15 protein-coding genes and 1 riboswitch are annotated in these 19,008 nt (G+C 65.8%); of the genes, 10 read left to right on the plus strand and 5 right to left on the minus strand.

The genetic code is table 11. The features are described 5' to 3' along the window. Positions 1-4: 4 nt before the first annotated feature. Positions 5-1,174: a DNA topoisomerase IB gene (locus BJ6T_RS02625; RefSeq protein WP_028169691.1), complete on the minus strand. Its 1,170-nt coding sequence runs from the start codon at positions 1,172-1,174 to the stop codon at positions 5-7. 421 nt (positions 1,175-1,595) lie between these two features. On the opposite strand from BJ6T_RS02625, the gene acs reads away from it, so the two are divergent. Next, on the plus strand, positions 1,596-3,542 hold the full coding sequence (acs, locus tag BJ6T_RS02630; RefSeq protein WP_014490739.1) for an acetate--CoA ligase: 1,947 nt from the start codon (positions 1,596-1,598) through the stop codon (positions 3,540-3,542). Between the two features lie 395 nt (positions 3,543-3,937). Further along, complete coding sequence (locus BJ6T_RS02635) at positions 3,938-4,453, plus strand: L,D-transpeptidase (protein WP_014490740.1); 516 nt, start codon at positions 3,938-3,940, stop codon at positions 4,451-4,453. A gap of 50 nt (positions 4,454-4,503) precedes the next feature. On the opposite strand, the gene BJ6T_RS02640 is transcribed toward BJ6T_RS02635, so the two are convergent. After that, complete coding sequence (locus BJ6T_RS02640) at positions 4,504-5,091, minus strand: thermonuclease family protein (protein WP_014490741.1); 588 nt, start codon at positions 5,089-5,091, stop codon at positions 4,504-4,506. Positions 5,092-5,147: 56 nt separating this feature from the next. Next, entirely contained in the window at positions 5,148-5,345 is a 198-nt protein-coding gene (locus tag BJ6T_RS02645) for a DUF1674 domain-containing protein (protein WP_014490742.1), read from the minus strand. A gap of 188 nt (positions 5,346-5,533) precedes the next feature. Here BJ6T_RS02645 and BJ6T_RS02650 point away from each other — a divergent pair, with 188 nt between their 5' ends. The 3 genes from BJ6T_RS02650 to purH all read left to right on the plus strand — a co-directional run bounded on the left by BJ6T_RS02650 (position 5,534) and on the right by purH (position 10,513). After that, entirely contained in the window at positions 5,534-6,880 is a 1,347-nt protein-coding gene (locus tag BJ6T_RS02650) for an RsmB/NOP family class I SAM-dependent RNA methyltransferase (protein ID WP_028169692.1), read from the plus strand. 155 nt (positions 6,881-7,035) lie between these two features. Then, complete coding sequence (locus BJ6T_RS02655; RefSeq protein WP_014490744.1) at positions 7,036-8,754, plus strand: heparinase II/III family protein; 1,719 nt, start codon at positions 7,036-7,038, stop codon at positions 8,752-8,754. 59 nt (positions 8,755-8,813) lie between these two features. Then, positions 8,814-8,895: riboswitch (ZMP/ZTP riboswitch) on the plus strand. Positions 8,896-8,920: 25 nt separating this feature from the next. Beyond that, on the plus strand, positions 8,921-10,513 hold the full coding sequence (purH, locus tag BJ6T_RS02660) for a bifunctional phosphoribosylaminoimidazolecarboxamide formyltransferase/IMP cyclohydrolase (RefSeq protein WP_014490745.1): 1,593 nt from the start codon (positions 8,921-8,923) through the stop codon (positions 10,511-10,513). A 156-nt stretch (positions 10,514-10,669) separates the two neighbouring features. Here purH and BJ6T_RS02665 read toward each other — a convergent pair whose 3' ends face one another. After that, on the minus strand, positions 10,670-12,055 hold the full coding sequence (locus tag BJ6T_RS02665) for an MFS transporter (protein WP_014490746.1): 1,386 nt from the start codon (positions 12,053-12,055) through the stop codon (positions 10,670-10,672). Between the two features lie 102 nt (positions 12,056-12,157). Here BJ6T_RS02665 and ggt point away from each other — a divergent pair, with 102 nt between their 5' ends. After that, complete coding sequence (gene ggt / locus BJ6T_RS02670; protein ID WP_014490747.1) at positions 12,158-13,906, plus strand: gamma-glutamyltransferase; 1,749 nt, start codon at positions 12,158-12,160, stop codon at positions 13,904-13,906. 97 nt (positions 13,907-14,003) lie between these two features. Further along, positions 14,004-15,299, plus strand: a complete 1,296-nt coding sequence (locus tag BJ6T_RS02675) for an MFS transporter (protein ID WP_014490748.1) — start codon at positions 14,004-14,006, stop codon at positions 15,297-15,299. A 113-nt stretch (positions 15,300-15,412) separates the two neighbouring features. On the opposite strand, the gene BJ6T_RS02680 is transcribed toward BJ6T_RS02675, so the two are convergent. Next, positions 15,413-16,078 (minus strand): glutathione S-transferase family protein, encoded by a 666-nt coding sequence (locus tag BJ6T_RS02680; RefSeq protein ID WP_014490749.1) that lies wholly within the window; start codon positions 16,076-16,078, stop codon positions 15,413-15,415. 165 nt (positions 16,079-16,243) lie between these two features. Here BJ6T_RS02680 and BJ6T_RS02685 point away from each other — a divergent pair, with 165 nt between their 5' ends. The 3 genes from BJ6T_RS02685 (at position 16,244) to BJ6T_RS02695 (ending at position 18,980) form a co-directional block, all read left to right on the plus strand. Continuing rightward, complete coding sequence (locus BJ6T_RS02685; RefSeq protein ID WP_014490750.1) at positions 16,244-16,825, plus strand: DUF2239 family protein; 582 nt, start codon at positions 16,244-16,246, stop codon at positions 16,823-16,825. Positions 16,826-16,914: 89 nt separating this feature from the next. After that, positions 16,915-18,264, plus strand: coding sequence for an MATE family efflux transporter (locus BJ6T_RS02690; RefSeq protein ID WP_014490751.1), 1,350 nt, complete (start codon positions 16,915-16,917; stop codon positions 18,262-18,264). A 107-nt stretch (positions 18,265-18,371) separates the two neighbouring features. Next, complete coding sequence (locus BJ6T_RS02695) at positions 18,372-18,980, plus strand: 2-hydroxychromene-2-carboxylate isomerase (protein ID WP_014490752.1); 609 nt, start codon at positions 18,372-18,374, stop codon at positions 18,978-18,980. Positions 18,981-19,008 lie beyond the last annotated feature (28 nt).

Here is a 19,008-nt window from a genome sequence, read left to right on the forward strand (position 1 = left end):
CGGATCACACCGCCGCGGTCGCCACCACCTGCTGCAAGAGTTGCTCGCGCCTGGCCTGCGAACGCTGGCCCTTCATGGTGGCGGCGAAGCGTTCGAGGATACCGTCCTCGAAGGCGGTGACGATGGTGTCGTGGACGTAGCTCTTGCGGCAGATCGCCGGCGTGTTGGAGAGCTTGTCGGCTGCGGCGCGGATGGCGTCCAGCACCTGCTTCTTGCGGCCGCGCTGGCTGCTCGCCGGTGTGATCCGCGACAGCGATTCCACCACGACCGCGGACGCCATCAGCGTGCGAAAATCCTTCAGCGAAATCTTGATGCCGGCGATCTCGCGCAGAAACGCGTTTACCTGCGTGGTGCTGACCGCGCGCACGATGCCGTAGGCGTCGCGATACTGGAACATGCGCTTGCCGGGAACGCCGTTGAGGATCCCGATGGCGCGTACCAGCTTGGCCGCGTCGCACTCCTTGCGCACCGCCTTGCCGCCCTTGGCCTTGAAGGTCAGCACGAAGGAATCGTCATCGAGCGTAACGTTCGACTTCAACATCGTGGTGGCGCCGCGGGTGCCGTTGAGGCGGGCATAGGATTCGTTGCCGGGACGGATCGCGGTGCGTGCGATCAGCTCGATCACGGCCGAGAGTGCGAATTCGCGCGTCGGCTCGTCACCCGACAGGAACGCCGAGACCTTGCGCCGGATCTTTGGCAGCGCGCCGACGAGCTTTTCCAGCCGGTGCGCCTTGCGGTGCTCGCGGACCTTTTCCCAATCGGCGTGATAGCGGTATTGCAGCCGGCCCGCGGCATCGCGTCCCACCGCCTGGAGATGCGAGCTCGGATCGGCCGAGTAACGCACCTCGCGATAGGCCGGCGGCACCGCCATGGCGTGCAGCCTGCGGATGGTGCGGGCGTCGCGAATATGCGCGCCATTGGGGCGGACGAAGGAATAGCCCTTGCCGCGCCTGATGCGGCGGATGGTCAGCTCGTTCTGGTCGCCGAGCCGCAGCCCCAGCTCCTTGGCGAGCGCCTCGACCGTCGCGGCGGGCGCGCTATCGAAGACCTTTTTCGGGCTGAGACGGGCCGAACCGGCGGGTTTCGGCCATTGTCCGAGGGCTTTGGCCAGCGCGACAGCAGCAGGATCGGCCGAAGCGAGCCGCATCGTCCCGAGATTCTGCTGATCCATCATAGTCTTAAGCCTTAGCCCTGTCTGTTATCGGTCAATGCCGCTGTTCTGATTTTTGTTCCAAGGTCTCCTGGAGGGTCTCTTGGACGGTCTTTGGGGACCCGGGTTAGCCACTTAGGGTGTTCCGAACCGCATTGCGAGTCCCGAATCAGTGACATGCGGTTTCTAAATACCTCCTGCGGCGCATGGGCGCCCTGCACGGGCCTATTCCGGCGTCTTGGTAAAGACCTGGAAAGCCGCGCCGGCCTGTTTCAGATCTGCGACAGTCGCGCCAGGCGGCGTTGATCTTCCGCATGGCCGGCCGCTCGCCGAAGGTCCAGCTTGTGCTCCTTGTCGGGTCCGGTTAGGCGGACGCATAATCGGTTCAATGATGACGTCGGCTCGCCAGTCACCTGGGCTCGGCTTGCCGTATCTGGAGGGAAGCATGTCCGAGAAGACCTACGACGTCCCCGCGGAATGGGCCAAGCGCGCCTGGATCGACCAAGCCAAGTACAAGGACATGTACGCCCGCTCGATTTCGGACCCGAACGCCTTCTGGGCGGAGCAGGCCAAGCGCATCGACTGGATGCACGCGCCGACGAAGATCGAGAACGTCTCCTTCGCGCCCGGCAACATCTCGATCAAATGGTTCGAGGACGGCGTCCTCAACGTCGCCTGGAACTGCATCGACCGGCACCTGCACAAGCGCGCCAACCAGACTGCGATCATCTGGGAGGGCGATGATCCCTCGCAGTCCCGCCACATCACCTACAAGGAGCTGCACGACGAGGTCTGCCGGATGGCCAACATCCTGCGCACCCGCAACGTCAAGAAGGGCGACCGCGTCACCATCTACCTGCCGATGATTCCGGAAGCGGCCTACGCGATGCTGGCCTGCGCGCGGATCGGCGCGATCCACTCCGTGGTGTTCGCCGGCTTCTCGCCGGACAGCCTCGCCCAGCGCATCAACGACTGCCAGTCCAAGGTGATCATCACCGCGGACGAAGGTCTGCGCGGCGGCAAGAAGGTGCCGCTGAAGGCCAATGTCGACGCGGCGCTCGCCAAGGCCGACGGCGTCGACTGGGTCGTCGTGGTCAAGCGCACCGGCGGCGCGGTCGAGATGAATCCGTCGCGCGATCTCTGGTATCACGACGCCGCCAAGATGGTGACGACGGAATGCCCGGCCGAGCACATGCACGCCGAGGATCCGCTGTTCATCCTCTACACGTCGGGCTCGACCGGCCAGCCCAAGGGCGTGCTGCACACCTCGGGCGGTTATCTCGTATTCGCCGCGATGACGCATCAATACGTCTTCGACTATCACGACGGCGACATCTACTGGTGCACCGCCGACGTCGGCTGGGTCACCGGACATAGCTACATCCTCTACGGGCCGCTGGCGAACGGTGCGACCACGCTGATGTTCGAAGGCGTGCCGAATTATCCGGACAATTCCCGTTTCTGGAACGTCATCGACAAGCACAAGGTCAACATCTTCTACACCGCGCCGACCGCGATCCGCGCGCTGATGCAGAGCGGCGACGAGCCGGTGAAGAAGACGTCGCGCGCCTCGCTTCGCCTGCTCGGCTCGGTCGGCGAGCCGATCAATCCGGAAGCCTGGGAGTGGTATCATCGCGTCGTCGGCGACGATCGCTGCCCGATCGTCGACACCTGGTGGCAGACCGAGACCGGCGGCATCCTGATCACGCCGCTGCCGGGCGCGACCAAGCTGAAGCCGGGCTCGGCGACGCAGCCGTTCTTCGGCGTCGTGCCTGAGATCGTCGATGCCGACGGCAAGGTGCTGGACGGCGAGACATCAGGCAATCTCTGCCTGACGCGGTCATGGCCGGGTCAGATGCGCACGGTCTATGGCGACCATGCCCGCTTCGAGCAGACCTATTTCTCGACCTACAAGGGCAAGTATTTCACCGGCGACGGCTGCCGGCGCGATGCCGACGGCTATTACTGGATCACCGGCCGCGTCGACGACGTCATCAACGTCTCCGGCCACCGCATGGGCACCGCCGAGGTCGAGAGCGCGCTCGTCGCGCATGAGAAGGTGTCGGAGGCCGCGGTGGTCGGCTTCCCGCACGACATCAAGGGCCAGGGCATCTACGCCTATGTCACCCTGATGGCCGGCGTCGAGCCGACCGAAGATCTGCGCAAGGAGCTCGTCACCTGGGTGCGCAAGGAGATCGGTCCGATCGCCTCGCCCGACCAGATCCAGTTCGCGCCCGGCCTGCCCAAGACCCGCTCCGGCAAGATCATGCGCCGCATCCTGCGCAAGATCGCCGAGGACGAGCCGGGCAGCCTCGGCGATACCTCGACGCTCGCCGATCCGGCCGTGGTCGACGACCTCGTCAAGAACCGGCAGAACAAGAAGTCGGCGTAAGGCACGCCCTCGTGCCCCGGACGCAGCGCAGCGCTTCTTCAGCGGTGCACCGCAGAGCCGGGGCCGATCCAACGGCAGAGCGTGTGGCCCCCTGTGTCCCGGCTCTGCGCTGCAGCGCGTCCGGGACACAGAGTCCCGGCGAAATAACGGCCATTCACACCCTCACGCACTTGTCAGGACGCGATCCGCCGCGCCCGCGTCTTTCCAGCCAAGTGTTGTTTTCTTGTCATTTACTTTATTTCGAACATTTTCTTTGTTCCGCGTGCTGGCGGGCCCTTGGCGGCCGCGCGTGGAAACCATCCGGTTAACAGGCGCGGTTAAGAATATCCGGGCAAGCGGGCAATTGCCGGTGCTGCGTAGTTTTGGACGATCCGTTCGGGGCAGAGGAAAAATTGATGTCGGTAAGAATTGCTGTGGCGCTCGCCGCCACCATTGGGGCCGGGGTCTTGATGTCGACGGCGGCGCAGGCGCGGCCGGAAATGGTGGGAGCGCACCTGGCCGACTATTCGCCGGGCACCATCGTGGTCAAAACCAACGAGCGGCGGCTCTATCTCATCCTCGATAACGGCCACGCCGTGCGCTACCCGGTCGGCGTCGGCAAGTCCGGCAAGCAATGGGCCGGCACCACCCGCATCGACGGCAAATATCTCAACCCGGCCTGGTCGCCGCCTGCGGAAGTGAAGCGCGACAAGCCCAGCATCCCCGACGTCATTCCAGGCGGCTCACCGCGCAACCCGATGGGCGTTGCGGCGATGACGCTGGCCGGCGGCGAATATGCGATCCACGGCACCAATGTGCCGGGCTCGGTCGGCGGCTTCGTCTCCTATGGCTGCATCCGCATGCTCAACGACGACATCACCGACCTCTACAGCCGCGTCTCGGTCGGCACGACGGTGGTCGTGACGCGCTGACCGCGGGGATCAGGCAAGCAAGAGCCGCGTCTTTCGACGCGGCTTTTTTATTACCAGAAGCGCCAGCCGCGCGCGCACCAGCCGTCGCGATGGCCGCCGTTGTAGCTCCGCGCGTAACCGCCCGCGAGCAACGCGGCAGATACGTCCGCAGTTCGCCTTGTCGCAACGTTGGCGAGAACACGGCCGTATTTGTCGGGGCCGAGATTGGTGATCGTCACGCCGCCCTGGCCGAGCAGATCGCGCAGCGCGCCGGTCGCCGCTTGAGCCTTGTCCAATTCATCCTGGCAGGATGCCTTCATCTCCGGCGCATCGATACCGCGCAGGCGAACGCGCGCAACGAGAACGCGTCCGTCGCGCTGGTGCACGCGAGCGAGAAAGGTATCGCCGTCGATCGTGCGAATGACGTCGACCGGCTGACGGAGGTCCGGATTGGCCTGCTGCAAAATGATCTGGGCATCTCGCGATTGACCGTCGATTGCATGCGGGAAGGGCCAGTTCATCCCGTGCCGGAACGTAAGCACGACGGCCACCACGATTGCGACCACGAACATCCACGGCAACAGCCCCGAGAAGTGACGGCCGAACGGCGAACCACTGTATGAGGGCCGGTATGAATGGCTGGGATCGAAACGCGGCATCCGCGCACGCTAGGGCTGAGTCGGGCGATCCGGCAAGATCGCCTCAAAAGCCAGCCTCAAAAGTCCGACGCGATGCCCTTACGCTCCCAATCGCCATAGCGGGTGGGCTCAGGTCCCTTCGGCCCCTGCAATTCCTTCGGCGCCGCCGCGTCGTGGGCGGCAGCAGCCTGCCGGCGCGCCTCGGCCTCGGCCAGCGCGCGCTGGGCGGCCGGAGGGAGCGGCTTGCGATCGGGAACGGGGGGCTGGTCACTCATCTCGGTGGTTCCTAGCGCAGGATCACGGGGTGCGCGACGTCCAATAACGCATTGCTGAGATGGTCATGGCAGGCTGTAAACGCGAGAGGCCATTCTTACATTTGGCATATTCGCGTGCCAGAGATAGCTCTCTCGAGGCATGCGCCCATTGCGGCGGAACTGCCGCTCGCTCAGAACCTTGCGTCCGCATGCCATCTCAACGTTTCGCTCCTCCGTCCGAAGTGCCCGGTCTCGCGGCGCGGCGGATTGCCGCCGACATCGTCGACGGCGTGCTGCACAAGCACCGCACCCTTGACGATCAGCTCGACGGCAGCGGTGCCCATCCCGGATTGAAGACGCTCGCCGACCGCGACCGCGCGCTGATGCGCCGCCTGGTCGCGACCGTGCTGCGCCGGCTCGGCACGCTCGGCCATGTGCTGTCCCGCCTGCTCGACAAGGGCATTCCCTCCGAAGCGCCGCGCGCGCAGAGCGCACTTCTGATCGGCGCCGCCCAGATCCTCTGGATGGACGTGCCCGATCACGCCGCGGTCGATCTCTCCGTCCGCCTCGTGCAATCCGACCGGCGTGCCGCGCGTTATGCCGGCCTCGTCAATGCCGTGCTGCGCCGCTGCGCGCGCGAGGGCAAGGCGCTGGTGGATGAAGTTGCCAATCAATCGCTGGACCTGCCGCCCTGGCTGCTCGCGCGCTGGAGCGCGCATTACGGCGAGGCAACCGCAAGGGACATGGCGCTGGCGCTCGGCCACGAGCCCTCGCTCGACCTCACCGTGAAATCGGACGCCGCGCAATGGGCGAGCCGCCTGCATGGCGAGACGCTGCCGACCGGCACGGTGCGGATGCTGCTGCACGGCTCGGTGACGGTGCTGCCGGGCTTTGCCGAAGGACAATGGTGGGTGCAGGACGCCGCCGCGGCGCTGCCGGCGCGGCTGTTCGGCGACATCAAGGGCAAGGCCGTTGCCGATCTCTGCGCCGCCCCGGGCGGCAAGACCGCGCAACTGGCACAGGCCGGCGCGCATGTCACGGCGATCGACCGCTCACCCGCCCGGGTGGCGCGTCTGCGCGAGAATCTGACGCGGCTGTCGCTCCAGGCCGAGACCGTCGTCGCCGACGCCGTGGAATGGGCCGGCCCTGCCGAGGGTTTTGACGGCATCCTGATCGACGCGCCCTGCACGTCGACCGGCACGATCCGGCGCCATCCCGACGTCGCGTGGCTCCAGCAGGAATCCGACGTCGCCGCCCTGACCGCGCTGCAAGGGCGGCTGCTGAAGAAATCCGTCTCGCTGCTCAAGCCGGGCGGGACGCTGGTCTACTGCACCTGTTCGCTGGAACCCGAAGAGGGCGAGCAGGCGATCGCGGCGCTGCTGGCCACGGAGGGTAGCCTGCGCCGTGTGCCGATCGAAGCTTCCGAGGTCTCTGGACTCAGCGAGATCATCACCGCGGAGGGCGACCTGCGCACGCTGCCCAGCCACCTGCCGAACGCCGATCCCAAGCTCGGCGGGCTCGACGGTTTCTACGCAGCCCGGCTCGTTAAATCCTGATTTTGCACCGGTTTTTGCGCCGGCGCTGATTCGCGACGCTTCAAGATGGTGTCAGAGGTCCGATTTTGGGATTAAGAAGGATTCGTCGTTAATCCTCTCCCCCTTCAAGGCAAGGCGTGTCGGTCGCTCAACGCAGACGTATCTCGACGCTGGTGATGAACCGCTTCGCGCGGAACATGCTCGCGCGCGCGAGCGGCGGTTCCGTTGCGCTGTCGCGGGTCTGGCCCGGCCGTACCGACCGGCTGATCATCGCGCCGCATGACCTGCGCACGGCGGATGCGACCCGCGCCGCTGAGATCTATGCCGGCCGCTTCGTCTTCGCCGGCAAGATCGTCAATTGCCACGGCCGCTCGATCTTCGATCTCGAACCGCCGTCGGAAGACTGGGAGGTCGCGCTGCTCGGCTTCGGCTGGCTGCGCCATCTGCGCGCCGCCGACACCGCGCTGACGCGCGCCAATGCGCGCGCGCTGGTCGAGGACTGGATCGCCAACCCCGCCAACAAGCGCCGCGCCGTCGCGCGGCGTGCCGACGTGCTGGCGCGGCGTGTGATCTCGCTGCTGTCGCAGGCGCCGCTGGTGCTCAACGACACCGACAACAAATTCTACCGCCGCTATCTGCGGGCGCTGGCGCGGGAGATCCGTCTCCTGCGCTACACCATGGTCAACATTCCCGACGGGGTGCCGAAGCTCCAGGTGCTGATCGCGCTGTGCTACGCGGCGCTGTGCCTTGCCAACCAGGCGCGACAGATCCGCAGCGCGTCGAAAAAGCTCTCGGACGAGTTGCAGCGGCAGATCCTGCCCGACGGCGGCCACATCTCGCGCAATCCGGGCGCGCTGATCGAGCTCCTGATCGACCTGTTGCCGCTGCGGCAGACCTTTGCCGCGCGCAACATCGCGCCGCCGCCGGCGCTGCTCAACGCGATCGACCGCATGATGCCGATGCTGCGCTTCTTCCGGCACGGCGACGGCAATTTCGCGCTCTTCAACGGCATGAGCGCGACGCCCTCGGATCTGCTCGCCACGCTGCTCGCCTATGACGACACCCACGGCGCGCCGATGGCGAACATGCCGCATACCGGCTTCCAGCGCCTCGACGCCGGCCAGACCACGCTGATCATCGACACCGGCCCGCCGCCGCCGGCCGGCGTCAGCCACGACGCCCATGCCGGCTGCCTGTCGTTCGAATTGTCTTCCGGCATCAGCCGCATCGTCACCAATTGCGGCATGCCGACCACGGGCCGCGACAATTGGCGGCCGTTCGCACGCGGCACCGCGGCGCATTCGACGCTGACCTATCACGAGACGTCCTCATGCCAGTTCGTCGAGATGTCGGCGATGAAGCGCCTCCTGCACGGCTCGCCCGTCACCAGCGGCCCCGTCGAGGTCGAGAGCTATCGCGAGATCGTTCAGAACGGCACGCTGCTCACGACCTCGCATGACGGCTATCTCGCGAAATTCGGCGCGATCCATCGCCGCGTGCTGATGGTCGCCAATGACGGCGCACGCATCGACGGCGAGGACACGCTGTCGCCGCCGCAGGGCGGACGCTTCAAGGGCGCCGACGCGGATTTCGCACTACGCTTCCATCTGCATCCGGCGGTGAAAGCAAGCCGGCTGTCGGATGCCCGCGGTGTCATGCTGGTGCTGCCCAACCGCGACGTCTGGACCTTCGAGGCGCTCGACGACAAGGTCGATCTCGAGGACAGCGTGTTCCTGGCCGGCAATGACGGCCCGCGCCGAACCGCGCAGATCGTGATCCGGCAGGATGCGCGGCAGGCGCCGTCGATCCGCTGGAGCTTCGTCCGCTCCACCGCTTCGCCGGCGGTCACCAATGCCCGCCGCAACGCCCGGCGCGAGCCGGAACTTCCGCTGTAAACGCGCACGATTCGGCCCCATCTCATCGTTGTGAAAACGGCCGAAAGCTGCTATCGAGCCCTCGCTCGCGCGACTGGCGACCTTGGATGGAGCACCATCGGGAAGCGCGGGATACAGAAGCCGCGCGCCTGGGCATAGACACTCCTTAAGACAGAGGATCTTGCTCATGACTGACCATCCCCGCCGCGTCACCCGTGCTCTTCTCTCCGTCTCCGACAAGACCGGCCTGATCGAGTTCGCAAAGGCGCTTGCCGCGCACGATGTCGAGCTGGTCTCGACCGGCGGCACCGCCAAGGCGATCGCCGCAGCCGGCCTCAAGGTGAAGGACGTTTCCGAACTCACCGGCTTCCCCGAGATGATGGACGGCCGCGTCAAGACGCTGCATCCGAAGGTGCATGGCGGCCTGCTCGCGATCCGCGACAACAAGGAACATGCGGACGCCATGAAGGCGCACGGCATCGCGCCGATCGATCTCCTGGTCGTCAACCTGTATCCGTTCGAGGCCACCGTCGACAAAGGCGCGGGCTTCGAGGATTGCATCGAGAACATCGACATCGGCGGCCCCGCGATGATCCGCGCCGCGGCGAAGAACCATGACGACGTCGCCGTCGTGGTCGAGGCCGAGGACTACAAGGCCGTGCTCGACGAGCTCGCCGCCAACAACGGATCGACGACGTTGAAGCTGCGCCGGCGGCTTGCCGCAAAGGCCTATGCGCGCACCGGCGCTTATGACGCCGCGATCTCGAACTGGTTCAACCGCCAGCTCGAAATCGACGCACCCGACTTCCGCGCCTTCGGCGGCAGACTGATCCAGTCGCTGCGCTATGGCGAGAACCCGCACCAGACCGCGGCGTTCTATGCGACGCCCGACAAGCGGCCGGGCGTCTCGACCGCGCGCCAGCTCCAGGGCAAGGAGCTCTCCTACAACAACATCAACGACACCGATGCGGCCTATGAGTGCATCGGCGAGTTCGACGCCAAGCGCACCGCGGCCTGCGTCATCGTCAAGCACGCCAATCCGTGCGGCGTCGCCGAAGGCTCCGATCTCGTCAGCGCCTATCGCAAGGCGCTCGCCTGCGATTCCACCTCGGCTTTCGGCGGCATCATCGCGATGAATCGCGCGCTCGACGCCGACACCGCGCGCGAGATCACAAAGATCTTCACCGAGGTGATCATCGCGCCCGATGCCAGCGAGGAGGCGATCGCGATCATCGGCGCGCGCAAGAACCTCCGCCTGCTGCTCGCCGGCAGCCTGCCCGATCCGCGCGCGCCTGGCCTCACCGCCAAGACGGTGGCCGGCGGTCTTCTCGTGCAAAGCCGCGACAACGCGGTGGTCGACGACATGACCTTCAAGGTCGTGACCAAGCGTGCGCCCACCGACGCCGAGATGCGCGATCTGAAATTCGCGTTCCGCGTGGCAAAACACGTCAAGTCCAACACCATCATCTACGCCAAGGATCTCGCCACCGTCGGTATCGGCGCGGGCCAGATGAGCCGGGTGGATTCAGCGCGGATCGCGGCGCGCAAGGCGCAGGACGCAGCCAATGAGCTCAAGCTCGCCGAGCCGCTCACCAAGGGCTCGGTGGTGGCGTCGGATGCGTTCTTCCCGTTCGCCGACGGCATGCTCGCCTGCATCGAGGCCGGCGCCACCGCCGTGGTGCAGCCCGGCGGCTCCATGCGCGACGACGAGGTGATTAAGGCCGCCGATGAGCACGGCATCGCCATGGTGTTCACGGGCACGCGGCACTTCAGGCACTGAGTCGAGCGGCGGAGCGCACTGCCAGAGCTACGACGATTCCATCTACTCCGTCATTGCGAGCGCAGCGAAGCAATCCAGAATCTTTCCGCGGAGGAAGTCTGGATTGCTTCGTCGCTTCGCTCCTCGCAATGACGGAGGTGAGATCGCGTAGCGCAGCTAATCCCGCACCCGCATCAACAGCCCCAGCCCGGCGACGAAAAACACCACCAGCACGGCCATGCCGGCCTTCTGGCTCGCCGTCACCGCGGTGATCATGCCGATCAGCAGCGGGCCGATGAAGGACGTTACCTTCCCCGTCAGCGCGAACAGGCCGAAATACTGCGCGATACGATCCTTCGGCGCGAGATGGATCAGCAGCGTGCGCGAGGCGGCCTGAAGCGGTCCGCCGGCAGCGCCGATGAGACAACCCAAAACGAGATAAGCGCGCTCGGCCGCGCTCGAGAACAAGGGCGCGCCCGGAAGAGGCGGCGCGACCTTGACGAACAGGACACTGTCCTTGTCGACCAGAAGAATCGCCGCCACCGCCAGCAACAGAACAAGCAGGCTGCCGGCGATGACGCGCTTCGGCCCGAGACGATCGTCGAGCTTGCCGCCAAGCCATGCGCCAAGGGCGCCGGCAATCGCGAGCATGATGCCGAAGGTGCCGATCTGGATCGTGTGCCAGCCGAAGGTGCCGGCGGCATAGATGCCACCGAACGCGAACAGCGACACCAGGCCGTCGGTGTAGATCATGTTGGCGAGCAGGAATGCCGCGAGCGATTTCCGCTGCGGCAGACCTTTGATCGATTGCCTGAGATCCGACAATCCCTCGCGCAGCGCCTCGCGCACCGGGAGCTTCGCCGGATAATCCGGCGTGAACAGGAACAATGGCGTCACGAAGATGATGAACCACAGCCCGGTCAGCGGTCCCACGATGCGATCGCCCTGATGGCTGACCGGATCGAGCCCGAACAGCGGCCTGAAGCCGAGCAGCGTGCGGCCGGTCTCGGGATTGGCGGCAAGGAAGCCGAGCACGATGACGAGGCTGACGATGCCGCCGATGTAACCCGTGGCCCAGCCGGTGCCGGAGAGCCGGCCGATCCGCTCGGGCGGCACCAGGGTCGGCATCATCGCGTTGTTGAAGACGGTGGCGAATTCCGCGCCGACGCTGGCGAGCGCGACCGCGGTGAGCAGCGGCGGAATGATGGCGGGATCGCCGGGCTTGCCGATCCAGAGCGAGCAGGCCGCCAGCACCAGCAGCGCGCCGAATCCCGCGATCCACGGCTTCCTGCGGCCCGAGGCATCGGCAATGGCGCCGAGCACCGGCGACATCAGCGCGATCGCGAGGCCCGCGGCCGCCATCGCAAAGCCCCACAAGGACTGGCCGGTGGCGGGATCTGGCGCAATGCTGGTGGCGAAATAGGGTGCGAAAACAAAGGTCGTGATCAGTGTGAAATAAGGCTGCGCGGCCCAGTCGAAAAAAATCCAGCTGATGATGGCGGCGCGCGGCGGATAGGTCCGCTGCGCGCCGGCCAAGCGCGCATCCGGGGCGATCGTCGTCATATTCCAGTCCCCATCACGAACAGTTTTGCCTCTGTAAGGGCAAACCGTATAGCATTGAAGCGACGCGTGTGAACCGGCCCGAGGCCACGACGGAAGCTTGGTATGTCGTCATATTCGACACGGCGGACATTTTTCGCCTTCGTTGCCACTCTGGCGTTTGGTCTTGCGCCTGCGGCCGCACAGGATGCGCGGCGGACCTATGTCCCACCCGCGCTCGACACGGTGCACGCCGTTCCGTCCGAGCACGGCATGGTGGTGGCGCAGGAAAGAATATCGGCGCAAGTCGGCGCCGACATCCTGCGCCTCGGCGGCAACGCGGTCGATGCCGCGGTCGCCACCGGCTTTGCGATGGCCGTGACGTATCCGCGCGCCGGCAATATCGGCGGCGGCGGATTCATGGTGATCCATTCGGCCGAGCGCAACGAGGACATCACGATCGACTATCGCGAGACCGCGCCGGCCGCGACCACCCCGCAGATCTTCCTCGGCGCTGACGGCAAGCCCGATGCGGCGAAGTCGCGGGATTCCGCGCTCGGCGTCGGCGTGCCCGGCACCGTCGCAGGTCTTGCGCTGGCCTTGGAAAAATACGGCTCGGGCCGGTTTACGCTAGCACAGCTGCTCGAGCCCGCGATTGCGCTCGCCCGCGACGGTTTTGTCGTCACCGACGACATTGCCGACACGCTGCCGGGTTGGCACCGGCGGCTGGCGCGCTGGCCGTCGTCGGCCAAGATCTTCTCGCGCCCCGACGGCACGGCGCTCGGCGAAGGCGACAGGCTGGTCCAGAGCGATCTCGCCGAAACACTGTCGGCCGTCGCTGCACAGGGGCCACGCGGCTTCTATGAGGGGCCGGTCGCGGACAAGCTCGCCAAGGCCGTGGCTGACGCCGGCGGGATCATGACGCCGGCCGATCTGAAATCCTATTCTGCGGTGATCCGTGCCCCGGTGCGCGGCACCTATCGCGGCTACGACATTGTCTCGATGCCGCTGCCTTCATCCGGCGGCGTGGTGCTGGTGGAGACGCTCAACATCCTCGAGGGCTTTCAACTGGCCGATCTGAAACAGGGGTCGCCCGCTTCGCTGCATCTGCTGATCGAAGCCATGAAGCGCGCCTATGCGGATCGTGCGCGCTATCTCGGCGATCCCGCCTTCGTCAATGCACCGATCGAGACGCTCACTGCGAAGGACTACGCCGCCAAGCTCCGGGCCGGCATCTCCACGGAGCGCGCTACGCCGTCGAAGCAGCTCGTCTCCGCCCCTCCCGCGCCGCGCGAGGGCACCAACACCACGCACTTTTCCGTCGTCGATGCCGGCGGCAATGCCGTCAGCAACACCACCACGCTGAATTTCAGCTATGGCGTCGGCCTCGTTGCCGACGGAACCGGCGTGCTGCTCAACAACGAGCTCGACGATTTCACCGCGGCGGTCGGCGCTTCCAACGCCTACGGCCTCGTCGGTTTCGAGCCCAATCTGCCCGGGCCCGGCAAGCGGCCGTTGTCCTCCATGTCCCCGACCATCGTGCTCAAGGACGGCAAGCCGGTGCTGGTGACGGGTTCGCCCGGCGGCAGCCGCATCATCTCGACCGTGCTCCAGGTCATCGTCAACGTGCTCGACTACAAGATGGATGTGGCCGCCGCCGTCGCTGCGCCACGGCTGCATCACCAATGGCTGCCGGACGAGGTGCGCGTCGAGAGCGGCTTTCCCGGCGATGTGCTGTTCGAGCTGAAGGCGATGGATCACCTCATCGTCGAGCCGATGGGACAGACCTCGGCCAATTCGATTATGATGACGCCGAACGGGCCACTCGGCGCGCCCGATCCGCGTACCCGCGGCGCGGAAGCCGCGGGACAGTAGTCGCGCCGTTGCATGGCACGGGAGCGCGCGGCTGCTTGCGCGGGCTGCCCCGCGTGCTACCACCGCGCAGCTTTAAGGGACCGCCGGGGAAACGCACATGAGCACAGCCGATCCGACCCAGCGCATTGAGCGCGCGGAGATCGAAGACACCAGCCTTCTCGCCTTCTACCGCGACATGAACGCGCCGGAGCGGCGGACATTCTGGGCCTGCGCCGCGGGCTGGGCGCTCGACGGCATGGACTTCATGATCTATCCGCTGGTGATCGGCACCATCATCGCGCTGTGGAAGGTCGATGCGGCCTCGGCCGGCCTCGCCGGCACCGTGACGCTGCTGGCTTCCGCGATCGGCGGCTGGCTCGGCGGCTACCTCTCCGATCATATCGGACGTGTCAGGACGCTCCAGATCACCATCATCTGGTTCTCGTTCTTCTCGCTGGTCTGCGCGGTCGTGCAGAATTTCGACCAGCTCCTGATCGCACGCGCCGTGCTCGGCCTCGGCTTCGGCGGCGAGTGGGCGGCGGGCGCCGTGCTGATGGGCGAGGCGATCCGGCCGCAATATCGCGGACGCGCAGTCGGCTCGGTGCAGTCGGGCTGGGCGGTCGGCTGGGGTCTCGCGGTGCTGTCGCAGGCGATCCTGTTCTCGCTGATACCGGCCGAGACGGCGTGGCGCTGGATGTTCGTGATCGGCGCGCTGCCGGCGTTGCTGGTGTTCTACATCCGCCGCTCCGTCACCGAGCCCGAGATCGCGGCCGAGGCCCGCGCAAAGCAGGCCGCGAGCGGCGATCGTCCGGCGCTCTGGGAAATCTTCTCCGGCCCGATCCTGAAGACCACGATCCTGGCCTCGCTGATGGCGACTGGCTGCCAGGGCGGCTACTACGCCGTCACCTTCTGGGTGCCGCAGTTCCTGACCAAGGAGCGGCACCTGTCGATCGTCGGTTCGACCGGCTATCTCTCGACGCTGATCATCGGCTCTTTCATCGGCTATCTCGTCGGGGCCTGGCTCGCGGATCGCATCGGCCGGCGCAATCTGTTCCTGATCTTCTCGATCGGCGCCATGGCCGTGGTGCTGCTCTACACGCAGCTGCCGCTGACTAACGAGATCCTGTGGGTGCTCGGCTTCCCGCTGGGCTTCTTCGCCTCGGGCTATTTCTCGGGAATCGGCGCGTTCCTGACCGAGCTCTATCCGACGCGGTTGCGTGGCTCCGGCCAGGGCTTCTGCTACAATTTCGGCCGCGGCATCGGCGCGCTGTTTCCGTTCCTGGTCGGCGCGCTCTCGGCGACGACGTCGCTCGCGAATGCGATCGCGATGTTCGCAGTGGTGGCTTACGCGCTGTTCTTCATTGCCGCCTTCGCGCTGCCGGAGACGCGCGGGCGCGTGCTGCACGCGGACTGACTACTCGACGTCATCCCGGGGCGGCTCGAAGAGCCGAACCCGGGATCTCGAGATTGTGGCGCGAGATTCCGGGTTCGGTGCTGCGCACCGCCCCGGAATGACGGAAGAGAGACTTACCGTCCCACCTGATACGGCCCGCCCTTTTCCAGTGCACGCGCATAGGCCGGCCGCGCGTGGATGCGCTCCAGGAATGCCATCGCCTTGGGGTGGCCGAGCTCGAGTCCGCCACGCGCTTGCGCGGCTTCGAGCGGGAAGCTCATCTGGATGTCGGCGGCGGTGAACTCGTTGCCGGCAAACCACTCGCTCTTGCCGAGCTCGCCTTCCCAATAATCCATGTGCTGCTTGAGCTGCGGATTGACCAGCGCGGTGAGCGCCTGGTTCGAGACCTTGCGCACCAGCGGGCGAAGCAGCGCGGGTGCGCGCTTCGGCATCAGCGTGAACAGCAGCTTGAGCAGCAGCGGCTGCATCGCCGAGCCCTCCGCATAGTGCAGCCAATAGGTGAAGCGCAGCCGCTCCGGCGTGTTCGGCGGCGGAATCAGCCGGCCGTTGCCGTAGGTGGCGATGAGATATTCGATGATCGCGCCTGACTCGGCGATGGTGTTGCCGTTGTCGGTGATGACGGGCGACTTGCCGAGCGGATGGATGGCGCGCAGCTCCTTCGGCGCGCGCATGTCCGGCTGGCGCTGATAGCGCACGATCTCGTAGGGCACGCCCAACTCCTCGAGCAGCCACAGCACCCGCTGCGAGCGGGAATTGTTGAGGTGGTGAACGGTCAGCATCGTTGAGGTCCCCAGGCTAGGCGTGGTCGGTCGGTCGCGCCGTTCGTGCCAGCCCGGGAACGCAATGTCGAGCCATCCAGACGGATAATTTCACCCGGGTATATTGACGCCAGGAATTTACCCGGATATTAAGAGGCCAACGTCATCAATATGGCAATGATTTCAATGCAACGGATTTTCACGGCCTTCCAGGGTCATCGCCGCCTGGCGTCCGGGCCAGCAGGAGAGGTCGCGCTGGTCGTCAAGCGGATCACGCAGCCGCCGGACGAGCCCATCATCATCTTCGAGGACCACACGGGCCGATCGATCGACTTCGATCTGCGCGGCGGGGATCGCGAGGTGCTGGCGCGGGTGTCGAAGCTTGTCCCGCCGCCGGTCGAGGAGACCGCGCCACCGAGCGAGCCGCGCGGGCGCGGCCGGCCCAAGCTCGGCGTGGTCGCGCGCGAGGTCACGCTGCTCCCGCGCCACTGGGAATGGCTCAACGCGCAACCGGGCGGCGCTTCGGTCGCGTTGCGGAAGCTCGTCGACGAGGCAAGACGCGTAAGCGGCGACAAGGACCGCGAGCGGCAGGCCCGCGATGCGGCCTATCACTTCATGTCGACCATGGCGGGCAATCTGCCGCAGTTCGAGGAAGCTTCACGCGCCCTGTTCGCGGATGACCGGCGGCGCTTCACTGGACTGATCGCCGACTGGCCGGTCGACGTCCGCGACCACATCGTCAAGCTCGCCTACAGCGACCGCGCGTAGGCGCAGCACTTTCTCCCACCCCATCGACGGCCAAGCCGCGCGTGCATCGCGCGGCAACGGCTTCGCACGCCCTGATGAAAGGCCCATCCATGTCCGCGCCAAAGCCGCTCTGGACGACATTCCTCCGCTTCCTCGCACCGCTGGTGCTGAGCAACGCGCTGCAATCGCTGTTCGGGACCGTCAGCAACGTCTATCTCGGCCAGATGATCGGCGTCGACGCGCTCGCCGCGGTGTCTGCGTTCTTCCCGGTGATGTTCTTCCTGTTCGCCTTCGTCATGGGCCTGAGCACCGGCGCCACCGTGCTGATCGGCCAGGCCTTTGGCGCGGGCGAGCACGGCAGGATCAGAATCGTCGTCGGCACGACGCTCACGATCGGCCTGCTGCTCTCGCTTTCGGTTGCATTGGCCGGCGGCTTCTTCAGCCGGCAATTAATGACGATGCTCGCGACGCCAGCGGACATCCTCGACCAGGCGAGTGCCTATGCACGCATCATGCTGCTCACCATGCCGCTCGGCTTCGTCTTCCTGCTGATGACGGCGATGATCCGCGGCGTCGGCGACGCCGTGACGCCGCTGCTGGCGCTGGCCTTGTCGACCACCATCGGACTGATGCTGACGCCGATGCTGATCCGCGGCACGTTCGGGATACCTGCCGCCGGCATCACCAGTCCGGCCTGGGCGGCCGCGATTGCCAACGCAGTGACTTTGCCCGCGCTGGCCGTCTATCTGCAGCGAAAGAAACATGCGCTGGCACCGGATGCCGCACTGCTGCGTCATCTGCGGCTCAATCGTGCCGTGCTCGGAAAGATCCTCGCCATCGGACTGCCGAGCGCGGTCGGCATGGTGGTGATGGCAATCGCCGAGCTGGTGCTGCTCGGGCTCGTCAACGGCTTTGGATCGGATGCCACCGCCGCATATGGCGCGGTCAACCAGGTGATGGGCTACACGCAGTTCACGGCAATGTCGATTTCGATCGCGGTATCGATCCTCGGCGCACAGGCCATCGGCGGCGGCGACAGGACGCTGCTCGATGGCATCGTGCGCACCGGCCTCATGTTCAACATCGTCCTGACCGGCGGGCTGGTGGGGCTGATCTATCTGGCGCCGCGGCCCGTGCTCGGCCTCTTCATCACCGACAGTGCCGTGCTCGATCTCGCCGGGGGACTGCTTCACATCGCGCTGTGGAGCTCTGTGCCGTTCGGCCTTGCCACCGTGTTTTCCGGAGCCATGCGCGCGGCCGGAGTGGCCTTGACGCCGATGCTGCTCTCGATCTTCGCCATTGTCGCGATCGAGCTGCCGGCCGCGGTGTTCCTGAGCCGCGCGATCGGCCTTGAGGGCGTGTGGGCTGCCTATCCGATCGTGTTCTGCGCCATGTTGGTTTTGCAGATGGGCTATTACCTCGCGGTGTGGCGCAGGCGCGCGATCCGGCGTCTGATCTGACCGGATCATCAAGATATTATGACCATCATTAAACGGTGGACCCGTGGCGCACGCTGCGGCACAATGGGTGAAAAGCCAGATCAAAAGCCAGGTCAGGGAGAACGATTTTGACCCGCACAGCCCCGCAATTCCTGTTCGATTTCGGCAGCCCGAACGCCTATCTCAGTCATCTCGCGATCCCGGCGATCGAGCAGCGCATCGGCGTCAAATTCGAGTACGTGCCGATCCTGCTCGGCGGCATCTTCAAGTCGACCAACAACAAGTCACCGGCCGAGACGCTCGCCGGCATCAAGAACAAGCGCGAATTCCAGGCGGTCGAGACCGAGCGCTTCGTCAAGCGCTTCAAGGTCCAGCCCTATGTCATGAATCCGTTCTTCCCGGTCAACACGCTGAACCTGATGCGTACCGCGATCGCGGCACAGGCCGAGGGCGTGTTCGAAAAATATGTCGAGGCCGCCTTCCACCACATGTGGCGCGAGCCGAAGAAGATGGACGACCCGGAAGTCGCAGCGAAGGCGCTGGCGTCCTCCGGCCTCGATGCCCAAAAACTGTTCGCCCGCGCCCAGGAGCCCGAGGTCAAGGGCAAGCTGATCAAGAACACCGACGACGCCGTTGCCCGCGGTGCGTTCGGCTCACCCACCTTCTTCGTCGGTAACGAGATGTTCTTCGGCAAGGAGCAGCTGCGCGAGGTCGAGGAGATGGTGCTGGAGAAGTAGTCCGTTCGTTCTCCGGCGACAGAATGTG

The organism is Bradyrhizobium japonicum USDA 6 (assembly GCF_000284375.1).
Lineage (GTDB): Bacteria > Pseudomonadota > Alphaproteobacteria > Rhizobiales > Xanthobacteraceae > Bradyrhizobium > Bradyrhizobium japonicum.

Coding starts and splice junctions, on each gene's coding strand:
- ggt (WP_014490747.1), top strand. CDS start 12,158: ATGTCGTCATATTCGACACGGCGGACATTTTTCGCCTTCGTTGCCACT.
- BJ6T_RS02655 (WP_014490744.1), top strand. CDS start 7,036: ATGAACCGCTTCGCGCGGAACATGCTCGCGCGCGCGAGCGGCGGTTCC.
- BJ6T_RS02625 (WP_028169691.1), bottom strand. CDS start 1,174: ATGATGGATCAGCAGAATCTCGGGACGATGCGGCTCGCTTCGGCCGAT.
- BJ6T_RS02640 (WP_014490741.1), bottom strand. CDS start 5,091: ATGCCGCGTTTCGATCCCAGCCATTCATACCGGCCCTCATACAGTGGT.
- BJ6T_RS02650 (WP_028169692.1), top strand. CDS start 5,534: ATGCCATCTCAACGTTTCGCTCCTCCGTCCGAAGTGCCCGGTCTCGCG.
- BJ6T_RS02675 (WP_014490748.1), top strand. CDS start 14,004: ATGAGCACAGCCGATCCGACCCAGCGCATTGAGCGCGCGGAGATCGAA.
- purH (WP_014490745.1), top strand. CDS start 8,921: ATGACTGACCATCCCCGCCGCGTCACCCGTGCTCTTCTCTCCGTCTCC.
- BJ6T_RS02645 (WP_014490742.1), bottom strand. CDS start 5,345: ATGAGTGACCAGCCCCCCGTTCCCGATCGCAAGCCGCTCCCTCCGGCC.
- BJ6T_RS02680 (WP_014490749.1), bottom strand. CDS start 16,078: ATGCTGACCGTTCACCACCTCAACAATTCCCGCTCGCAGCGGGTGCTG.
- BJ6T_RS02635 (WP_014490740.1), top strand. CDS start 3,938: ATGTCGGTAAGAATTGCTGTGGCGCTCGCCGCCACCATTGGGGCCGGG.
- BJ6T_RS02685 (WP_014490750.1), top strand. CDS start 16,244: ATGCAACGGATTTTCACGGCCTTCCAGGGTCATCGCCGCCTGGCGTCC.
- BJ6T_RS02690 (WP_014490751.1), top strand. CDS start 16,915: ATGTCCGCGCCAAAGCCGCTCTGGACGACATTCCTCCGCTTCCTCGCA.
- acs (WP_014490739.1), top strand. CDS start 1,596: ATGTCCGAGAAGACCTACGACGTCCCCGCGGAATGGGCCAAGCGCGCC.
- BJ6T_RS02665 (WP_014490746.1), bottom strand. CDS start 12,055: ATGACGACGATCGCCCCGGATGCGCGCTTGGCCGGCGCGCAGCGGACC.